Origin of the sequence: Streptomyces asoensis (assembly GCF_013085465.1) — a bacterium.
In the GTDB taxonomy this organism is placed as follows: domain Bacteria; phylum Actinomycetota; class Actinomycetes; order Streptomycetales; family Streptomycetaceae; genus Streptomyces; species Streptomyces cacaoi_A.
In genome coordinates this window covers 2,675,552-2,690,747 of the sequence record NZ_CP049838.1, presented here as the reverse complement: position 1 = coordinate 2,690,747, position 15,196 = coordinate 2,675,552, and the positions used below count along the sequence as shown (strand labels likewise).

Genomic DNA, 15,196 nt, shown 5'->3' with positions numbered 1-15,196 from the left:
TCCCGACCGGTGTGTTCCCTGTTCGGCAAGTGAATACGGAGCCGCTCGTACGAGTGCTCAACAGAGTGCCCTCCGGCTCTTCCGCAGGTGCCGTCCAACACGACCCCACCCCCGCGAATGTCGGGGTCTGGGCAACGTCTACAGTGGCGTGGTACGCGCGAGCCTTTACCCCGCATTCACATGGGGAGGCTTGCTGGGAGTCTCTGTCAGGGGTGTGCGTGACGGCCGTTGAATCCCGTCCAGTAGGTGGGGGTACCGCCCACGCCCATTGGGCAGTGGGGGAGATCGGGACGAGCCAGAGCCCGAGCCGGCGGCCGTTCGGGGCCCGGGTGAAGGCGTTCGTGGCGCTGACCAAGCCGCGGATCATCGAGCTGCTGCTGATCACCACCGTCCCGGTGATGTTCCTGGCGCAGCAAGGTGTTCCGGACCTCGGCCTGGTGGTCCTGACCTGCCTCGGTGGCTATCTGTCCGCGGGCGGCGCCAACGCGCTGAACATGTACATCGACCGCGACATCGACGCGCTGATGGACCGAACCTCGCAGCGTCCGCTGGTCACGGGAATGGTCAGCCCGCGTGAATGCCTCGCCTTCGGCATCACCCTCGCGGTGGTCTCGACACTCCTGTTCGGTCTGACCGTCAACTGGCTGTCGGCCTGGCTCGCCCTCGGCGCGCTCCTCTTCTACGTCGTCGTCTACACGATGATCCTCAAGCGCCGTACCTCGCAGAACATCGTGTGGGGCGGCATCGCCGGCTGTATGCCGGTACTGATCGGCTGGTCGGCCGTGACGGACTCGGTGTCCTGGGCGCCGGTCGTCCTCTTCCTCGTCATGTTCTTCTGGACGCCGCCGCACTACTGGCCGCTCTCCATGAAGGTCAAGGACGACTACGCGCGCGTGGGCGTGCCGATGCTGCCGGTGGTCGCCTCCAACAAGACCGTCGCCAAGCAGATCGTCCTCTACAGCTGGGTGATGGTCGCCGTCTCGCTGCTGCTGACCCCGCTGGGCTACACCGGGTGGTTCTACACCTCGGTCGCGCTGGTGGCCGGCGGCTGGTGGCTGTGGGAGGCGCACGGGCTCCAGAGCCGCGCGAAGGCGGAGGTGACGGGCGGGAAGCTGAAGGAGATGCGGCTGTTCCACTGGTCCATCACCTATGTGTCGCTGCTGTTCGTGGCGGTCGCGGTGGACCCCTTCCTGCGCTGAGTCGACGGCTCGGTACGGCTTCGACGGCCGGGGTGCGTGGTCAACACCACGCACCCCGGCCGTCGCCGTTCGATCTACCCGTCGGTAGCATCCTGGCCATGGCAGACACCAAGCAGGTTGACGAGACCGCCGACGCCAAGCAGGCCGCGAAGGCCGAGCGCAAGGCGGCCCGGCTCGCCAAGCGGATCAGCGCCTTCGCCAAGCGGCACGGCGGGGCCGAGGGCCAGATCGCGTACATCGGCGAACGCGGCGCCCGTATCGTCCTCGTCGGCGAGGACGGCGGCTGGGGCGACCTGGTGGCCCCCTCGGTCGCCGTCGCCGAGCTGGCCGTCGGGAAGGCCGGCATCACCGTCCACGAGACCTTCGACGGCGAGTTCGCCGCGAAGGTGAAGACGGGGCCGTACGAGTGGACGCGGATGGCCGGGATCCAGGTCGGCGGACCGAAGAACGGCTGAGCAGCAACAACCTGACACCCCGGTCACCCGTTAGGACCCCGTAGGAACCACGTGGTCCGTCTCCCGGGAGTCCGGATGATCGAAACGCCGTCCTTGGTGGACCAGTACTGCCACGGCGTCCTCAGAACGGAGCTGGGTCTCGGTACGTTCGAGGCCCAGTTGGCCCGCACCGAGGGCCCGCCGGCCCCGGGCACGACGCTGTTCGACACCCAGACGGGGTTCGCGGTACGCCGCTGGTGTCCCCCGCTCCTCGGTCTGGAACCGCACGCGCCACCCGCCCGTTATCTCGCCCGGCGTCGTGAACTCGGCGTACTGGAAGCGGGCCGCCGGCTGCTGCGCGGCAGCGGCATCACGACGTACCTGGTCGACACGGGCCTGCCCGGCGACCTCACCGGACCGAGCGAGCTCGCCTCGGCCGGCGCCGCCGAGGCCCGGGAGATCGTGCGTCTGGAACCCCTCGCCGAACAGGTCGCCGACACCTCAGGCACCGTCGAGTCCTTCCTCGCCAACCTCGCCGAGTCGGTGCACGGGGCCGCCGCGAACGCCGTGGCCTTCACCTCCGTCGCGGGTGTCCGGCACGGCCTCGCCCTCGCGCCCGAGCCGCCCGGCCCCGGGGAGGTGCGGGGCGCCGCGGGCCGCTGGCTGGCGGGTCGCAGGGTCGGCGGCGAGCTGAGCGATCCGGTGCTGCTGCGGCACCTGCTGTGGATCGCCGTCGCCTCGGGGCTGCCCCTTCAGCTGCACGCGGGACTCGGCGAGCCGGGGGCGCGCGTCGACCGCACGGATCCGGTGCTGCTGACGGACTTCGTCCGGGCCACGGCCGGCCTCGGCACCGACCTCGTCCTGCTGCACGGCTACCCCTACCACCGGCACGCCGCCCACCTCGCGGGCGTCTTCCCGCACGTGTACGCCGACTCCGGCGCCGCGCTCGTACGGACCGGCGCGCGAGCCGCGACGATCCTCGCGGAGATCCTGGAGCTGGCCCCCTTCGGCAAGATCCTCTTCTCCAGCGGGGCCGGAGGACTGCCCGAGCTGCACGTGGTCGGGGCACGGCTGTTCCGCGAGGCACTGGCGCGGGTGCTCGGCACCTGGGTCGCGGAGGGCGCGTGGTCGCCCGGGGACGCGCAACGGGTGGCGGGACTGATCGCGGCGGGCAACGCGCGCCGGGTGTACGGGCTCGGCTGAGGTGGACAGACTGGGCGCATGACCAGCCGCACGGAATCCTTACTGGACCGTTTCCTCGCCGGACTCCCGGCCCTGGACCCCGTCGCCCTGTGGGCCCACGGTTCGCTCGCCGGGGGCGACTACCAGGAGGGGCGCAGCGACCTGGACCTCATCGCGGTCCTGGCGGGGCCCCTCACACCGCGCGCGGTGTGGCACCTGGGCCGGCTGCACGCCCGCCTGCGGAACGAGCCGCTCGCCCCGCTGCTGCACTGCACCTATCTCACCCCCGACCGGGCGGCCGATCCGGAGCGTCGGCACCTCACCTGGGCGCACAGCCGGCTGTTCCGGCGGACGGTCACCCCGGTGACCCGGCGCGAACTGCACGACTTCGGCCGGGTGCTGTACGGGAAGCCGCCCGGCGCGCTGCTGCCGCCCGTGCCGGACCGCGCACTCGGCGACTTCGTCGTCCGCGACCAGAGGGACTTCTGGCGGCCCGCCGTCGACAAGGCCCACCTGTGGCATCAGAACGTCTGGGTCGATCTGGGACTGCTGACCTTCGCGCGGGCGACGGTGACCGTCCGGGACGGCCGGCTGATCTCCAAGCGCGAGGCCCTCGACGAACTGCCCGCGCTGGGGGCGCCGTCGGAGGTCGTGTCGGACATCGCGCGCCGCCGCTACGACGAGGGGGGCGCGCCTGCCGACGAAGGGTGGCCGGCCCGCCGCGCCGAGTTGACCCGGGACTACCTGGGGCCGGTGATCGACGGGCTGGTCACCTCGTACAGGTGACTCACGTCGTACGGGTGACTCACGTCGTACGGCTGACTCACGTCGTACGGGTGACCTACGCGCGCGTGCCGACCGTCACCTCGGCCGCCGGGCCCGGCAGGTCGATCGTCGTCTCGGGGCGCTCGCGCAGCGCCAGCAGCACCCGCAGCACCGCGATCCACACCAGGCAGGAGCCGAACATGTGCAGCCCGACCAGGGCCTCGGGAAGGTCCGTGAAGTACTGGACGTAGCCGATGACACCCTGTCCGAGCAGCACCAGGAACAGGTCCCGGGTACGGTCCAGCGGGTTCTTCGGCGCGTCCACCGCCTTGAGGATGAACCACAGGGCGAAGGTCAGCGTCACCACGATCCAGGCGAGCACGGCGTGCAGCTTGGCGATCGTCTCCCAGTCCAGCGGCATCCGCTCGACCTCGCTGGAGTCACCGGCGTGCGGGCCCGCGCCGGTGACCACCGTGCCGACGGCGATCAGCAGCGTCGAGGCGACGACCAGGAACCACACCAGCTGCTGCACGGGCTTGCCGACCAGCGGCCGGGGCTCCCCGTCGCCCTCCCGGGCGCGCTGCCACATCACCGCGGCGACCGCGAGGAGCGCCGTGGCGGCCAGGAAGTGCGCCGCGACCGTGTAGGGGTTGAGGCCGACGAGCACCACGATCCCGCCGAGTACGGCGTTGCTCATCACCAGCCAGAACTGCGCCCAGCCCAGCCGGGTCAGGCTCCGCCGGTACGGCTTCTCGGAGCGCGCGGCGATGATCGCCCAGCCGACGGCCGCGCACAGCACGTACGTCAGCATGCGGTTGCCGAACTCGATGGCGCCGTGGAAGCCCATCGCGCCGGTCGCGGTGAGCGAGTCGTCGGTGCACTTGGGCCAGGTCGGGCAGCCCAGGCCGGAGCCCGTGAGCCGCACGGCACCGCCGGTGACCACGATGACCACCGACATCACGAGCGGGTACAGCGCCGCCCGCTGGACGGTCCGGCGGGTGGGGGTCCAGCGTTCGGCGATGAAGGCGAGCGGGTTGCGCACGGCTGCTACGGCGTCGGCACGGGTCACGTTTGGCACGCGTCCCATCGTAGGCGTCCGCTTGTGCACGCGTTCACGAGGGTCCCCCCGGGTCCGCGCGTCCGGCTACTCCCAGCGGAAGAACCGGCCGGCCGCCGCGAGTCCCACGACCGCCCACACCGCCAGGATCCCCAGGTCGCCCCAGGGCATGCCCGCGCCGTGCTGGAGCACGTCCCGCAGGCCGTCCGAGAGGGCCGAGACGGGCAGCAGACCGAGCACGTCCTGGGCGCCGGACGGGAACTTGTCGAGCGGGACGATCACCCCGCCGCCCACCAGCAGCAGCAGGAAGACCAGGTTGGCCGCGGCCAGCGTCGCCTCCGCCTTCAGGGTGCCCGCCATCAGCAGGCCGAGGCCCGAGAAGGCGGCCGTGCCCAGGACCAGGAGCAGCAGGACGGCCGCCGGGTTGCCGTGCGGGTTCCAGCCGAGGGCGAAGGCGATCGCCGTCAGGAGGATCACCTGGAGGATCTCCGTGACCAGCACCGACAGCGTCTTCGCCGCCATCAGGCCCCAGCGGGGGAGGGGGGAGGAGGCGAGCCGCTTCAGCACCCCGTAGCGGCGTTCGAAGCCGGTCGCGATGGCCTGGCCGGTGAAGGCCGTCGACACCACGGCGAGCGCGAGGATGCCGGGCGTGAGGAAGTCCACCGCCTCGCCCGCGCCGGTGTCGACGATGTCCACGGTGCTGAACAGCACCAGCAGCAGCGTGGGGATCACGACGGTGAGCAGCAGCTGCTCGCCGTTGCGCAGGAGCATCTTCGTCTCCAGCGCCGCCTGCGCCCCGATCATGCGGGGCAGCGGGGCCGCGCCGGGCCGGGGGGTGTAGGTACCCGTGGCGGTCATCGGCGCAGCTCCTTGCCGGTCAGTTCGAGACTGTGTCTTCCCGGGGGGCGACCCCCGGACCCCCAGCGGGTCCGTGTGTGAGCCGGGATCATCAGCGCAGCTCCTTGCCGGTCAGTTCGAGGAAGACGTCCTCCAGGGTGTGCCGTTCGACCGAGATCCGGTCCGGCATCACCCCGTGCTGGGCGCACCACGAGGTGACCGTCGCCAGCAGCTGCGGGTCGACCTTGCCCATCACCCGGTAGGAGCCCGGAGTCAGCTCGGCGGCCGAGCTGTCGGCGGGCAGGGCCTTGAGCAGGGAGGTCACGTCGAGGCCGGGCCGGCCGGTGAAGCGCAGGGTGTTCTCGGCGCCGCCGCGGCACAGCTCCTCGGGGGAGCCCTGGGCGATGACCCGGCCCGCGTCGATGATCGCGACGTCGTCGGAGAGCTGCTCGGCCTCGTCCATGTAGTGGGTGGTCAGGATGACGGAGACGCCGTCCGCCCGCAGGTCCCGTACGAGCTCCCAGGTGGCGCGGCGGGCCTGCGGGTCGAGGCCGGCCGTCGGCTCGTCCAGGAACACCAGCTCCGGGCGGCCGACGACGGCCATCGCCAGTGCGAGCCGCTGCTGCTGGCCGCCGGAGAGACGGCGGTACGTCGTCCGGCCGCAGGAGCCGAGGCCGAGGCGCTCGACGAGGGCGTCGACGTCCAGCGGGTGGGCGTGCAGCCCGGCCACGTGCCGGAGCATCTCGTCGGCCCGGGCGCCGGAGTACACGCCCCCCGACTGGAGCATCACGCCGATCCGGGGGCGCAGGTCGGAGGCCTGTCTCTGCGGGTCGAGGCCGAGGACGCGCACCGTGCCGGCGTCCGGCCGGCGGTACCCCTCGCAGGTCTCGACGGTGGTCGTCTTGCCGGCGCCGTTGGGTCCGAGGACGGCGGTGACGCCCGCCCGGGCCGTCAGATCGAGGCCGTTCACCGCGGTCTTCGTCCCGTACCGCTTCACCAGGGCCTCGACCCGGACGACAGGCTCACTTCGCATGGCTCAAGAGTCTAGGTTCGCGGGTGGGGGCTCTGACCGGGGGGTGCGGGAACCGGCCGGACGCGACGGCGGCTGGGGCGGGCGGAGGGCGGGCGGATTCAGAGTTCCTCCTCGCGGGACCGGTGTAGCGGCAGCCACCGCTGCGCGTAGGCCACGGCGTCCGCGACCGGAAACAGCCGCACGTCGGCCGCCCCGACGGTGCCCCGTACGACGTCCCGGTCGCGTTCGAAGTCGTGGCCCAGCTCGTCGAAGCGATCGGAGTCGATCGACACCTCGGTCACGACCTCCCACGTCCCGCCGGGACCCGGCCGGCCCACCGCGACGAGCGGGGCCGGGATCCGGTACTCGGCCAGGTGGAAGCTGGTGCAGGTGGCGTAGCCGGCGCCGAGCAGCAGGACCCGCGCCCCCGCCTTCTCCAGCCGGGCCAGCGGGCTGTGCTCGCCGAGCCGGCAGTCGGGGGCGTGCCCCTCGACCAGTTCCGCCGCCCGCGCCCCGAGCGCCGCGAACGAGGTCTGCGGGTGGGCGCTGCGCAGGGCGCCGGGCCAGGTGCGGACCGTCTCGGGGATCACGCCGACGCCGAGGGCGGGGGTGATGAGGGGGTCGTAGGCGGGCATGGTCGCCCGGATCCGCTCCCACCAGTCCGCGGGGACCGGCGGATTGCTCCACAGGGCCGGGTCGGACAGGTCGCCGGACTGGGTGGGGACCACGAGTGTGCCGTCCGGACCGACCGCGTCGAGCAGTCCCCGCACGACCGCGACGGCGCCTCCGCAGACCCAGCCGAGCGAACTGAGCGAGGAGTGCACGAGGAGGATTTCTCCGGGTTCGACACCCAGCGCGCGAAGCTCCGCGGCGAGGGTGTCGCGGGTGACAAGTGGGCCGGTGGGAGGGGGTGTGGGCATGGTCCGGCAGTGTCCTGGAAGGGGGCTGTGGAGACCAGTGATTTTATCGCAACACCGTCTTCGCGTGATCGATCAAAGATCGTTTCCGCAGGTCAGATTAGGTTTACCTAAGTGACGTAGGGCACCGCCCGCCGGTCCGGACGCGGCTTGCCTGTCTCTGAGGAATTACGCAACAATGGCGTTGTGAAATACGTCGGCGAGGCTCGGGAGACCCCCACGGGGACCCCCCAGGAGGAGATCGCGACCGGTGAGCGCTCGACGCGCAACCGGGTCGCGCGGTCCATCCTGGACCACGGGCCGTCGACCGTCGCCGAGCTGGCCGGCCGGCTGGGCCTCACCCAGGCCGCCGTACGCCGCCACCTCGACGCGCTGGTCGCCGACGACGTCGTGGCGGCCCGCGAGCAGCGGGTGTACGGAGCCAGGACACGCGGGCGCCCCGCCAAGGCCTTCGCCCTCACCGACTGCGGCCGGGACGCCTTCGACCAGTCCTACGACAAGCTCGCCGCGGACGCCCTGCGCTGGATCCAGGAGCGCTTCGGCGGGGACGAGGCCGTCGTGGCCTTCGCCCGCGCGCGCATCGCCGAACAGGCCGCCGGGTACCGCGAGGCGATCGAGGCGGCCGCCCCGGAAGAGCGGACCGAAGCCCTGGCCAAGGCCCTGAGCGCGGACGGGTACGCTGCTACGGCGCGCAGCGCACCGGTCGGCGAGCAGCTGTGCCAGCACCACTGCCCCGTCGCCCATGTCGCCGAGAAGTTCCCGCAGCTCTGCGAGGCGGAGACCGAGATCTTCTCCCAGCTGCTCGGGACACACGTCCAGCGACTGGCGACCATCGCCCACGGCGACGGCGTCTGCACGACGTTCATCCCCAAAGTTTCCACAGCCACCCACAACGCATCTGCAAGCACGGCCGGGAGGAACCCCGCATGACTCTCCCCACGGAGACTGCCCACCCCGAACTCGAGGGCCTGGGTAAGTACGAATACGGCTGGGCCGACTCCGACACGGCCGGCGCCTCTGCGAAGCGCGGCATCAACGAGGACGTCGTCAAGGACATCTCGGCCAAGAAGTCCGAGCCGGAGTGGATGACGAAGCTGCGTCTCAAGGGACTGCGGCTCTTCGGCAAGAAGCCCATGCCCAACTGGGGCTCCGACCTCTCGGGCATCGACTTCGACAACATCAAGTACTTCGTGCGCTCCACGGAGAAGCAGGCGGAGTCCTGGGAGGACCTGCCCGAGGACATCAAGAACACGTACGACAAGCTCGGCATCCCGGAGGCGGAGAAGCAGCGCCTCGTCGCCGGTGTCGCGGCCCAGTACGAGTCCGAGGTCGTCTACCACCAGATCCGTGAGGACCTGGAGGAGCAGGGTGTCATCTTCCTCGACACCGACACCGCGCTGAAGGAGCACCCGGAGCTCTTCAAGGAGTACTTCGGCACCGTCATCCCGGTCGGCGACAACAAGTTCGCGTCGCTGAACACCGCGGTGTGGTCCGGCGGCTCCTTCATCTACGTGCCGAAGGGCGTGCACGTGGAGATCCCGCTCCAGGCCTACTTCCGTATCAACACGGAGAACATGGGCCAGTTCGAGCGGACCCTGATCATCGTCGACGAGGGCGCCTACGTGCACTACGTCGAGGGTTGTACGGCCCCGATCTACAAGTCGGACTCGCTGCACAGCGCCGTGGTCGAGATCATCGTCAAGAAGAACGCCCGCTGCCGTTACACGACCATCCAGAACTGGTCGAACAACGTCTACAACCTGGTCACCAAGCGCGCCGTGGCGTACGAGGGCGCGACCATGGAGTGGATCGACGGCAACATCGGCTCCAAGGTGACGATGAAGTACCCGGCCGTCTACCTGATGGGCGAGCACGCCAAGGGCGAGACCCTCTCCATCGCCTTCGCGGGCGAGGGCCAGCACCAGGACGCCGGCTCCAAGATGGTCCACATGGCGCCGAACACCTCGTCGAACATCGTGTCCAAGTCGGTGGCGCGCGGTGGCGGCCGGACGTCCTACCGCGGTCTCGTCGAGATCGGTGAGGGCGCCCACGGCTCCAAGTCCAACGTGCTGTGCGACGCGCTGCTCGTCGACACCATCTCCCGCTCCGACACGTACCCCTACGTGGACGTCCGCGAGGACGACGTGTCCATGGGCCACGAGGCCACCGTCTCCAAGGTCAGCGACGACCAGCTCTTCTACCTGATGAGCCGGGGCATGACCGAGTTCGAGGCGATGGCGATGATCGTGCGCGGCTTCGTCGAGCCCATCGCGAAGGAGCTGCCCATGGAGTACGCCCTCGAGCTCAACCGGCTGATCGAGCTCCAGATGGAGGGCGCGGTCGGTTAAGCGACCGCCGACCCCCGTCAAGCCACTCACGCAAGAAAGCGAGCAGACCGACAGCCATGGCTGAGGCTCAGAACATCCCCGTGGGCTCCACCACCGCGGGCCAGATCGCGGTGGCCGCCGAGTCGACCGTCGCCACGCGCATGAGCGCGCCCGCGTCCTTCGACGTGGCGGACTTCCCGGTCCCCCACGGTCGCGAGGAGGAGTGGCGGTTCACGCCGCTGGAGCGGCTGCGCGGGCTGCACGACGGCACCGCCGTCGCGACCGGCGAGGGCGTGAAGGTCGCCGTCGAGGCGCCCGAGGGCGTCACCGTCGAACTCGTGGACCGCGACGACCCGCGCCTCGGGAAGGCGGGTACCCCGGTGGACCGGGTCGCCGCCCAGGCGTACTCCGCGTTCGAGAAGGCCGGCGTGGTCACCGTCCCCAAGGAGACGGTGCTCACCGAGCCGATCCGCATCGCGGTGCACGGCGAGGGCGGGGTCTCCTACGGCCACCAGGTCATCGAGCTGGGTGCCTTCGCCGAGGCCGTCGTCGTCATCGACCACACCGGTGACGCCGTGCTCGCCGCCAACGTCGACTACGTCCTCGGGGACGGCGCGAAGCTGACCGTCGTCTCCGTCCAGGACTGGGACGACAAGGCCGTGCACGTGGCCCAGCACAACGCCCTCGTCGGCCGCGACGCGACCTTCAAGTCGGTCGTGGTGACCTTCGGCGGCGACCTCGTCCGCCTCCACCCGCGGGTGGCGTACGCCGGCCCCGGCGCCGAGGCCGAGCTGTTCGGTCTGTACTTCACGGACGCCGGTCAGCACCAGGAGCACCGCCTCCTGGTCGACCACAACGTCCCGCACTGCAAGTCCAACGTCGTCTACAAGGGCGCTCTCCAGGGCGAGGGCGCGCACGCCGTGTGGATCGGTGACGTGCTCATCGAGGCCAAGGCCGAGGGCACGGACACCTACGAGATGAACCGCAACCTGGTCCTCACGGACGGCGCGCGGGTCGACTCGGTGCCGAACCTGGAGATCGAGACCGGCGAGATCGTCGGCGCCGGGCACGCCTCCGCCACCGGCCGTTTCGACGACGAGCAGCTCTTCTACCTGATGGCCCGCGGCATCCCGGCCGACGAGGCCCGTCGCCTGGTGGTCCGCGGCTTCTTCGCCGAGCTGGTCCAGCAGATCGGCGTCGACGACATCGAGGAGCGCCTGCTCGCCAGGATCGAGACCGAGCTGGAGGCCACCGTCTGATGGCCTACGTACGCGCCTGTGGGCTGAGCGAGCTGGAAGAGGACACCCCGACGCGGGTGGAACTCGACGGCACGCCGGTCTCGGTCGTCCGTACCGAGGGGGAGGTGTTCGCCATCCACGACATCTGCTCCCACGCGAACGTCTCGCTCTCCGAGGGCGAGGTGGAGGACTGTCAGATCGAGTGCTGGCTGCACGGCTCCAGCTTCGACCTCCGCACCGGCAAGCCGTCCGGCCTTCCCGCGACGCGCCCCGTCCCCGTATACCCCGTAAAGATCGAAGGGGACGACGTGCTCGTCTCCCTCACCCAGGAGTCCTGAGGCACCCATGGCAACGCTTGAAATCCGAGACCTGCACGTCACCGTCGAGGCCGACAACGCCACGAAGGAGATCCTCAAGGGCGTCGACCTCACCGTGAAGCAGGGCGAGACGCACGCCATCATGGGCCCGAACGGCTCCGGCAAGTCGACCCTCGCCTACTCGCTCGCGGGCCACCCGAAGTACACGATCACCGGCGGCACCGTGCTGCTCGACGGCGAGGACGTCCTGGAGATGTCCGTCGACGAGCGCGCCCGCGCGGGCCTGTTCCTCGCCATGCAGTACCCGGTCGAGGTGCCCGGCGTCTCCGTGTCGAACTTCCTGCGTACCTCCGCCACCGCCATCCGCGGCGAGGCCCCCAAGCTGCGCACCTGGGTGAAGGAGGTCAAGGAGGCCATGGAGCGTCTCCACATGGACACCTCCTTCGCCGAGCGCAACGTCAACGAGGGCTTCTCCGGCGGTGAGAAGAAGCGCCACGAGATCCTCCAGCTGGAGCTGCTCAGGCCGAAGGTCGCGATCCTCGACGAGACGGACTCCGGTCTGGACGTCGATGCCCTTCGCATCGTCTCCGAGGGCGTCAACCGCGTTCGCGAGACCGGCGAGGTCGGCACCCTGCTGATCACGCACTACACGCGCATCCTGCGCTACATCAAGCCCGACTTCGTCCACGTCTTCTCGGCCGGCCGCATCGTCGAGTCCGGCGGCGCCGAGCTCGCCGACAAGCTGGAGAACGAGGGCTACGAGGCATACACGAAGGGTGGCGTATCCGCGTGACGCAGCTGCCGGGCCTCCTCGACACCGAGGCGATCCGCAAGGACTTCCCCATCCTGGACCGACAGGTCCACGACGGCCGGAAGCTCGTGTACCTGGACAACGCCGCGACTTCGCAGAAGCCGCGCCAGGTACTGGACGCCCTGAACGAGTACTACGAGCGCTACAACGCCAACGTCCACCGCGGTGTGCATGTGCTCGCCGAGGAGGCCACGGCGCTGTACGAGGGCGCGCGCGACAAGGTCGCCGCGTTCATCAACGCACCGAGCCGCGACGAGGTGATCTTCACCAAGAACGCCTCCGAGTCGCTCAACCTCGTGGCGAACATGCTCGGCTGGGCCGACGAGCCCTACCGGGTGGACTCCGAGACCGAGATCGTCATCACGGAGATGGAGCACCACTCCAACATCGTGCCGTGGCAGCTGCTGTCGCAGCGCACCGGCGCGAAGCTGAAGTGGTTCGGCCTGACCGACGACGGCCGGCTCGACCTCTCCAACATCGACGAGATCATCACCGAGAAGACGAAGATCGTCTCCTTCGTGCTGGTGTCGAACATCCTCGGCACCGTGAACCCGGTCGAGGCGATAGTGCGCCGTGCGCAGGAGGTCGGGGCCCTGGTCCTGATCGACGCCTCGCAGGCCGCGCCGCACATGCCGATGGACGTGCAGGCCCTCCAGGCCGACTTCGTGGCCTTCACCGGCCACAAGATGTGCGGCCCGACCGGCATCGGCGTCCTCTGGGGCCGCCAGGAGCTGCTCGAGGACCTCCCCCCGTTCCTCGGCGGCGGCGAGATGATCGAGACGGTGTCGATGCACTCGTCGACGTACGCCCCGGCGCCCCACAAGTTCGAGGCGGGCACCCCGCCGATCGCGCAGGCGGTCGGTCTGGGCGCGGCCATCGACTACCTGTCCGCGATCGGCATGGACAAGATCCTCGCCCATGAGCACGCGATCACCGAGTACGCGGTGCGTCGCCTGACGGAGGTCCCCGACCTGCGGATCATCGGCCCGGCGACGGCCGAGGACCGGGGCGCGGCGATCTCCTTCACGCTCGGCGACATCCACCCGCACGACGTGGGCCAGGTGCTGGACGAGCAGGGCATCGCGGTCCGGGTGGGGCATCACTGCGCCCGGCCCGTCTGCCTGCGCTACGGAATTCCGGCGACCACGCGAGCGTCGTTCTATCTGTACTCCACGCCGGCCGAGATCGATGCTCTGGTCGACGGTCTGGAGCACGTACGGAACTTCTTCGGCTGAGGGGCGTGAGCTGAGACCGTGAAGCTGGACTCGATGTACCAGGAAGTCATCCTGGATCACTACAAGCACCCGCACGGGCGTGGTCTGCGCGACGGCGACGCCGAGGTGCACCATGTGAACCCGACCTGCGGCGATGAGATCACCCTCCGTGTGAAGTACGACGGCACGAAGATCGAGGACGTCAGCTACGAGGGCCAGGGCTGCTCCATCAGCCAGGCGAGCGCGTCCGTCCTGAACGACCTCCTGGTCGGCAAGGACCTGGCCGAGGCGCAGAAGATCCAGGAGACCTTCCTGGAGCTGATGCAGTCCAAGGGCAGGATCGAACCCGACGACGCGATGGAGGAGGTGCTGGAGGACGCGATCGCGTTCGCCGGTGTCTCCAAGTACCCGGCCCGGGTCAAGTGCGCCCTCCTGAGCTGGATGGCGTGGAAGGACGCGACGGCCCAAGCCCTGGGCGGAGCCGACGCCGAAAGGAAGACGGCATGAGCGAGACCCTTGAGATGAAGCCGGCCTCCGAAGAGGAAGTCCGCGAGGCGCTGTACGACGTCGTCGACCCCGAACTGGGCATCGACGTCGTCAACCTCGGGCTGATCTACGGCATTCACATCGACGACGCGAACATCGCGACGATCGACATGACCCTGACCTCGGCGGCCTGTCCGCTGACGGACGTGATCGAGGACCAGGCGAAGTCCGCCACGGACGGCCTGGTCAACGAGCTGCGCATCAACTGGGTCTGGATGCCGCCGTGGGGCCCGGACAAGATCACGGACGACGGCCGCGAGCAGCTTCGCGCGCTCGGGTTCAACGTCTGAGATCTCGCCCGAGATCTCGCCCGAGATCTTCCCTGTACACGAAAGCGGCGGCACCCACCGGGTGCCGCCGCTTTCGTGTGTGCTCAGGCCAGCCCGTCCACCAGGTTGAACGAGAAGTCCTCGCGGTGGTTGGAGCCGTAGCCGTACGCGTCCAGGCGCAGTGCGAAGTTCTTGTGGCGCAGGAAACGGCCGGGGTAGTTCACCGACTCCAGCATGACCGCGCCGGAGGAGTAGGAGGAGGGGACGGCACAGAAGGTGGCGTCCTGCTTGAAGAGGGTCGAGCCGTCGTTGCGTTCGGCGCGCAGGACGAAGTCGCGGTGGCGCAGGTACCTTCCGTCCGCCGTGACGAAGGTGGAGCAGGAGCTGTCGGCCAGGCCCTTCACCACGGTGAAGGTGGAGTCCTCACGGGACTCCGAGCCGCCGACCTGGTCGAGTTTCACCAGGCCGCCGCTCACGTGCCAGTAGCGGTCGGGGTAGTTGACCGAGCGGACCGAGCGCTGGGTGGCGGCCGGCTTGGGGGTGGACGGCTTCGTCGTCGATGACGCGGCGGGCGAGGCCGGGGCGTGCGGTGTCGAACTGCCCTGCGCCTCGGGGGAGGAGGAGGTCTTCGGCGACGCGGACGCGGACGCGGTCGTGCTCTTCTTCCCTGTCGGTGTCGTCGACCCGCTCGCGGAGGGGGTGGCGAAGGAGATCAGGCCGCCCCCCGTCTCGTCGTCCGACAGCGTCTGTCCCTGACCGGCCTCCGACTTGTCGTCAACGGGCTTGTCGTTCAAGGCGATTGCGGTCACGCACGCCACGATGGTGGCCACGGCGAGACCGCCGGCCAGCCAGAGGCGCCGTGTTCCGGGTGCCCGGGAGGTGTCCGGGGCCCAGCCGTTCTCCCAGGGCTGTTCCTGAGAGGGCCGGGACTTGTTGTCTGGCATGCGCTGTTCCTCCAGCGGCGCCCCTGACGGCGGCCGCGGCTGCGATGACCCGGTGTGTGAACGGTGAAACAGTAGTGGAACCTGTGGCTCAGGTTCAGCCGTTTGGGTGAGCGCTTTCCATAACGCT

General features: G+C 69.8%; 17 protein-coding genes. 12 read left to right on the top strand and 5 right to left on the bottom strand.

Annotation, left to right across the window (positions count from 1 at the left end; genetic code table 11):
• Positions 1-212 precede the first annotated feature (212 nt).
• The 4 genes from G9272_RS12055 to G9272_RS12040 all read left to right on the top strand — a co-directional run bounded on the left by G9272_RS12055 (position 213) and on the right by G9272_RS12040 (position 3,601).
• Positions 213-1,199, top strand: a complete 987-nt coding sequence (locus tag G9272_RS12055) for a heme o synthase (RefSeq protein WP_394645004.1) — start codon at positions 213-215, stop codon at positions 1,197-1,199.
• A 98-nt stretch (positions 1,200-1,297) separates the two neighbouring features.
• The gene (locus tag G9272_RS12050; protein WP_171396570.1) at positions 1,298-1,654 is read left to right on the top strand and encodes a hypothetical protein; all 357 of its coding nucleotides are present in this window, start codon (positions 1,298-1,300) and stop codon (positions 1,652-1,654) included.
• Between the two features lie 75 nt (positions 1,655-1,729).
• Positions 1,730-2,836, top strand: coding sequence for an amidohydrolase family protein (locus G9272_RS12045; RefSeq protein WP_171396569.1), 1,107 nt, complete (start codon positions 1,730-1,732; stop codon positions 2,834-2,836).
• Between the two features lie 18 nt (positions 2,837-2,854).
• Positions 2,855-3,601: a nucleotidyltransferase gene (locus G9272_RS12040; protein ID WP_171396568.1), complete on the top strand. Its 747-nt coding sequence runs from the start codon at positions 2,855-2,857 to the stop codon at positions 3,599-3,601.
• Positions 3,602-3,656: 55 nt separating this feature from the next.
• Here G9272_RS12040 and G9272_RS12035 read toward each other — a convergent pair whose 3' ends face one another.
• From G9272_RS12035 to G9272_RS12020, 4 genes are all read right to left on the bottom strand, one after another.
• On the bottom strand, positions 3,657-4,667 hold the full coding sequence (locus tag G9272_RS12035; RefSeq protein WP_171396567.1) for a COX15/CtaA family protein: 1,011 nt from the start codon (positions 4,665-4,667) through the stop codon (positions 3,657-3,659).
• A 57-nt stretch (positions 4,668-4,724) separates the two neighbouring features.
• Positions 4,725-5,495 (bottom strand): ABC transporter permease, encoded by a 771-nt coding sequence (locus tag G9272_RS12030; protein WP_171396566.1) that lies wholly within the window; start codon positions 5,493-5,495, stop codon positions 4,725-4,727.
• Positions 5,496-5,586: 91 nt separating this feature from the next.
• Positions 5,587-6,507 carry an ABC transporter ATP-binding protein gene (locus G9272_RS12025; protein WP_171396565.1) on the bottom strand — a complete coding sequence of 307 codons (921 nt, stop codon included), beginning with the start codon at positions 6,505-6,507 and terminating at the stop codon, positions 5,587-5,589.
• Between the two features lie 98 nt (positions 6,508-6,605).
• Positions 6,606-7,406, bottom strand: a complete 801-nt coding sequence (locus G9272_RS12020; protein WP_171396564.1) for an aminoglycoside N(3)-acetyltransferase — start codon at positions 7,404-7,406, stop codon at positions 6,606-6,608.
• Between the two features lie 183 nt (positions 7,407-7,589).
• On the opposite strand from G9272_RS12020, the gene G9272_RS12015 reads away from it, so the two are divergent.
• Genes G9272_RS12015 through G9272_RS11980 form a run of 8 tightly spaced genes read left to right on the top strand, consistent with a single transcriptional unit; the run spans position 7,590 to position 14,146 of the window.
• On the top strand, positions 7,590-8,333 hold the full coding sequence (locus G9272_RS12015; RefSeq protein ID WP_171396563.1) for a helix-turn-helix transcriptional regulator: 744 nt from the start codon (positions 7,590-7,592) through the stop codon (positions 8,331-8,333).
• Positions 8,330-9,751 carry a Fe-S cluster assembly protein SufB gene (sufB, locus tag G9272_RS12010; RefSeq protein ID WP_171396562.1) on the top strand — a complete coding sequence of 474 codons (1,422 nt, stop codon included), beginning with the start codon at positions 8,330-8,332 and terminating at the stop codon, positions 9,749-9,751. The genes G9272_RS12015 and sufB overlap by 4 nt, the downstream gene beginning before the upstream one ends.
• A 56-nt stretch (positions 9,752-9,807) precedes the next feature.
• Positions 9,808-10,989: a Fe-S cluster assembly protein SufD gene (gene sufD, locus G9272_RS12005; RefSeq protein WP_171396561.1), complete on the top strand. Its 1,182-nt coding sequence runs from the start codon at positions 9,808-9,810 to the stop codon at positions 10,987-10,989.
• Complete coding sequence (locus tag G9272_RS12000; protein ID WP_020130534.1) at positions 10,989-11,306, top strand: non-heme iron oxygenase ferredoxin subunit; 318 nt, start codon at positions 10,989-10,991, stop codon at positions 11,304-11,306. The genes sufD and G9272_RS12000 overlap by 1 nt, the downstream gene beginning before the upstream one ends.
• 7 nt (positions 11,307-11,313) lie before the next feature.
• Positions 11,314-12,078, top strand: a complete 765-nt coding sequence (sufC, locus tag G9272_RS11995; protein ID WP_020130533.1) for a Fe-S cluster assembly ATPase SufC — start codon at positions 11,314-11,316, stop codon at positions 12,076-12,078.
• Entirely contained in the window at positions 12,075-13,331 is a 1,257-nt protein-coding gene (locus tag G9272_RS11990) for a cysteine desulfurase (protein WP_171396560.1), read from the top strand. The genes sufC and G9272_RS11990 overlap by 4 nt, the downstream gene beginning before the upstream one ends.
• Positions 13,332-13,349: 18 nt before the next feature.
• Entirely contained in the window at positions 13,350-13,817 is a 468-nt protein-coding gene (sufU, locus tag G9272_RS11985) for a Fe-S cluster assembly sulfur transfer protein SufU (RefSeq protein ID WP_062649697.1), read from the top strand.
• Positions 13,814-14,146, top strand: coding sequence for a metal-sulfur cluster assembly factor (locus G9272_RS11980; protein WP_020130530.1), 333 nt, complete (start codon positions 13,814-13,816; stop codon positions 14,144-14,146). The genes sufU and G9272_RS11980 overlap by 4 nt, the downstream gene beginning before the upstream one ends.
• Before the next feature lie 83 nt (positions 14,147-14,229).
• On the opposite strand, the gene G9272_RS11975 is transcribed toward G9272_RS11980, so the two are convergent.
• Positions 14,230-15,069: an AbfB domain-containing protein gene (locus G9272_RS11975; RefSeq protein ID WP_171396559.1), complete on the bottom strand. Its 840-nt coding sequence runs from the start codon at positions 15,067-15,069 to the stop codon at positions 14,230-14,232.
• Positions 15,070-15,196: the final 127 nt, after the last annotated feature.

Bases quoted from the DNA above. Each gene is read 5' to 3' on its own strand.
- sufD (WP_171396561.1), top strand. From the start codon at position 9,808: ATGGCTGAGGCTCAGAACATCCCCGTGGGCTCCACCACCGCGGGCCAG.
- G9272_RS12000 (WP_020130534.1), top strand. From the start codon at position 10,989: ATGGCCTACGTACGCGCCTGTGGGCTGAGCGAGCTGGAAGAGGACACC.
- G9272_RS12050 (WP_171396570.1), top strand. From the start codon at position 1,298: ATGGCAGACACCAAGCAGGTTGACGAGACCGCCGACGCCAAGCAGGCC.
- G9272_RS12025 (WP_171396565.1), bottom strand. From the start codon at position 6,507: ATGCGAAGTGAGCCTGTCGTCCGGGTCGAGGCCCTGGTGAAGCGGTAC.
- G9272_RS11975 (WP_171396559.1), bottom strand. From the start codon at position 15,069: ATGCCAGACAACAAGTCCCGGCCCTCTCAGGAACAGCCCTGGGAGAAC.
- sufB (WP_171396562.1), top strand. From the start codon at position 8,330: ATGACTCTCCCCACGGAGACTGCCCACCCCGAACTCGAGGGCCTGGGT.
- G9272_RS12045 (WP_171396569.1), top strand. From the start codon at position 1,730: ATGATCGAAACGCCGTCCTTGGTGGACCAGTACTGCCACGGCGTCCTC.
- G9272_RS12020 (WP_171396564.1), bottom strand. From the start codon at position 7,406: ATGCCCACACCCCCTCCCACCGGCCCACTTGTCACCCGCGACACCCTC.
- G9272_RS12040 (WP_171396568.1), top strand. From the start codon at position 2,855: ATGACCAGCCGCACGGAATCCTTACTGGACCGTTTCCTCGCCGGACTC.
- G9272_RS12035 (WP_171396567.1), bottom strand. From the start codon at position 4,667: ATGGGACGCGTGCCAAACGTGACCCGTGCCGACGCCGTAGCAGCCGTG.
- sufC (WP_020130533.1), top strand. From the start codon at position 11,314: ATGGCAACGCTTGAAATCCGAGACCTGCACGTCACCGTCGAGGCCGAC.
- G9272_RS12030 (WP_171396566.1), bottom strand. From the start codon at position 5,495: ATGACCGCCACGGGTACCTACACCCCCCGGCCCGGCGCGGCCCCGCTG.
- G9272_RS11980 (WP_020130530.1), top strand. From the start codon at position 13,814: ATGAGCGAGACCCTTGAGATGAAGCCGGCCTCCGAAGAGGAAGTCCGC.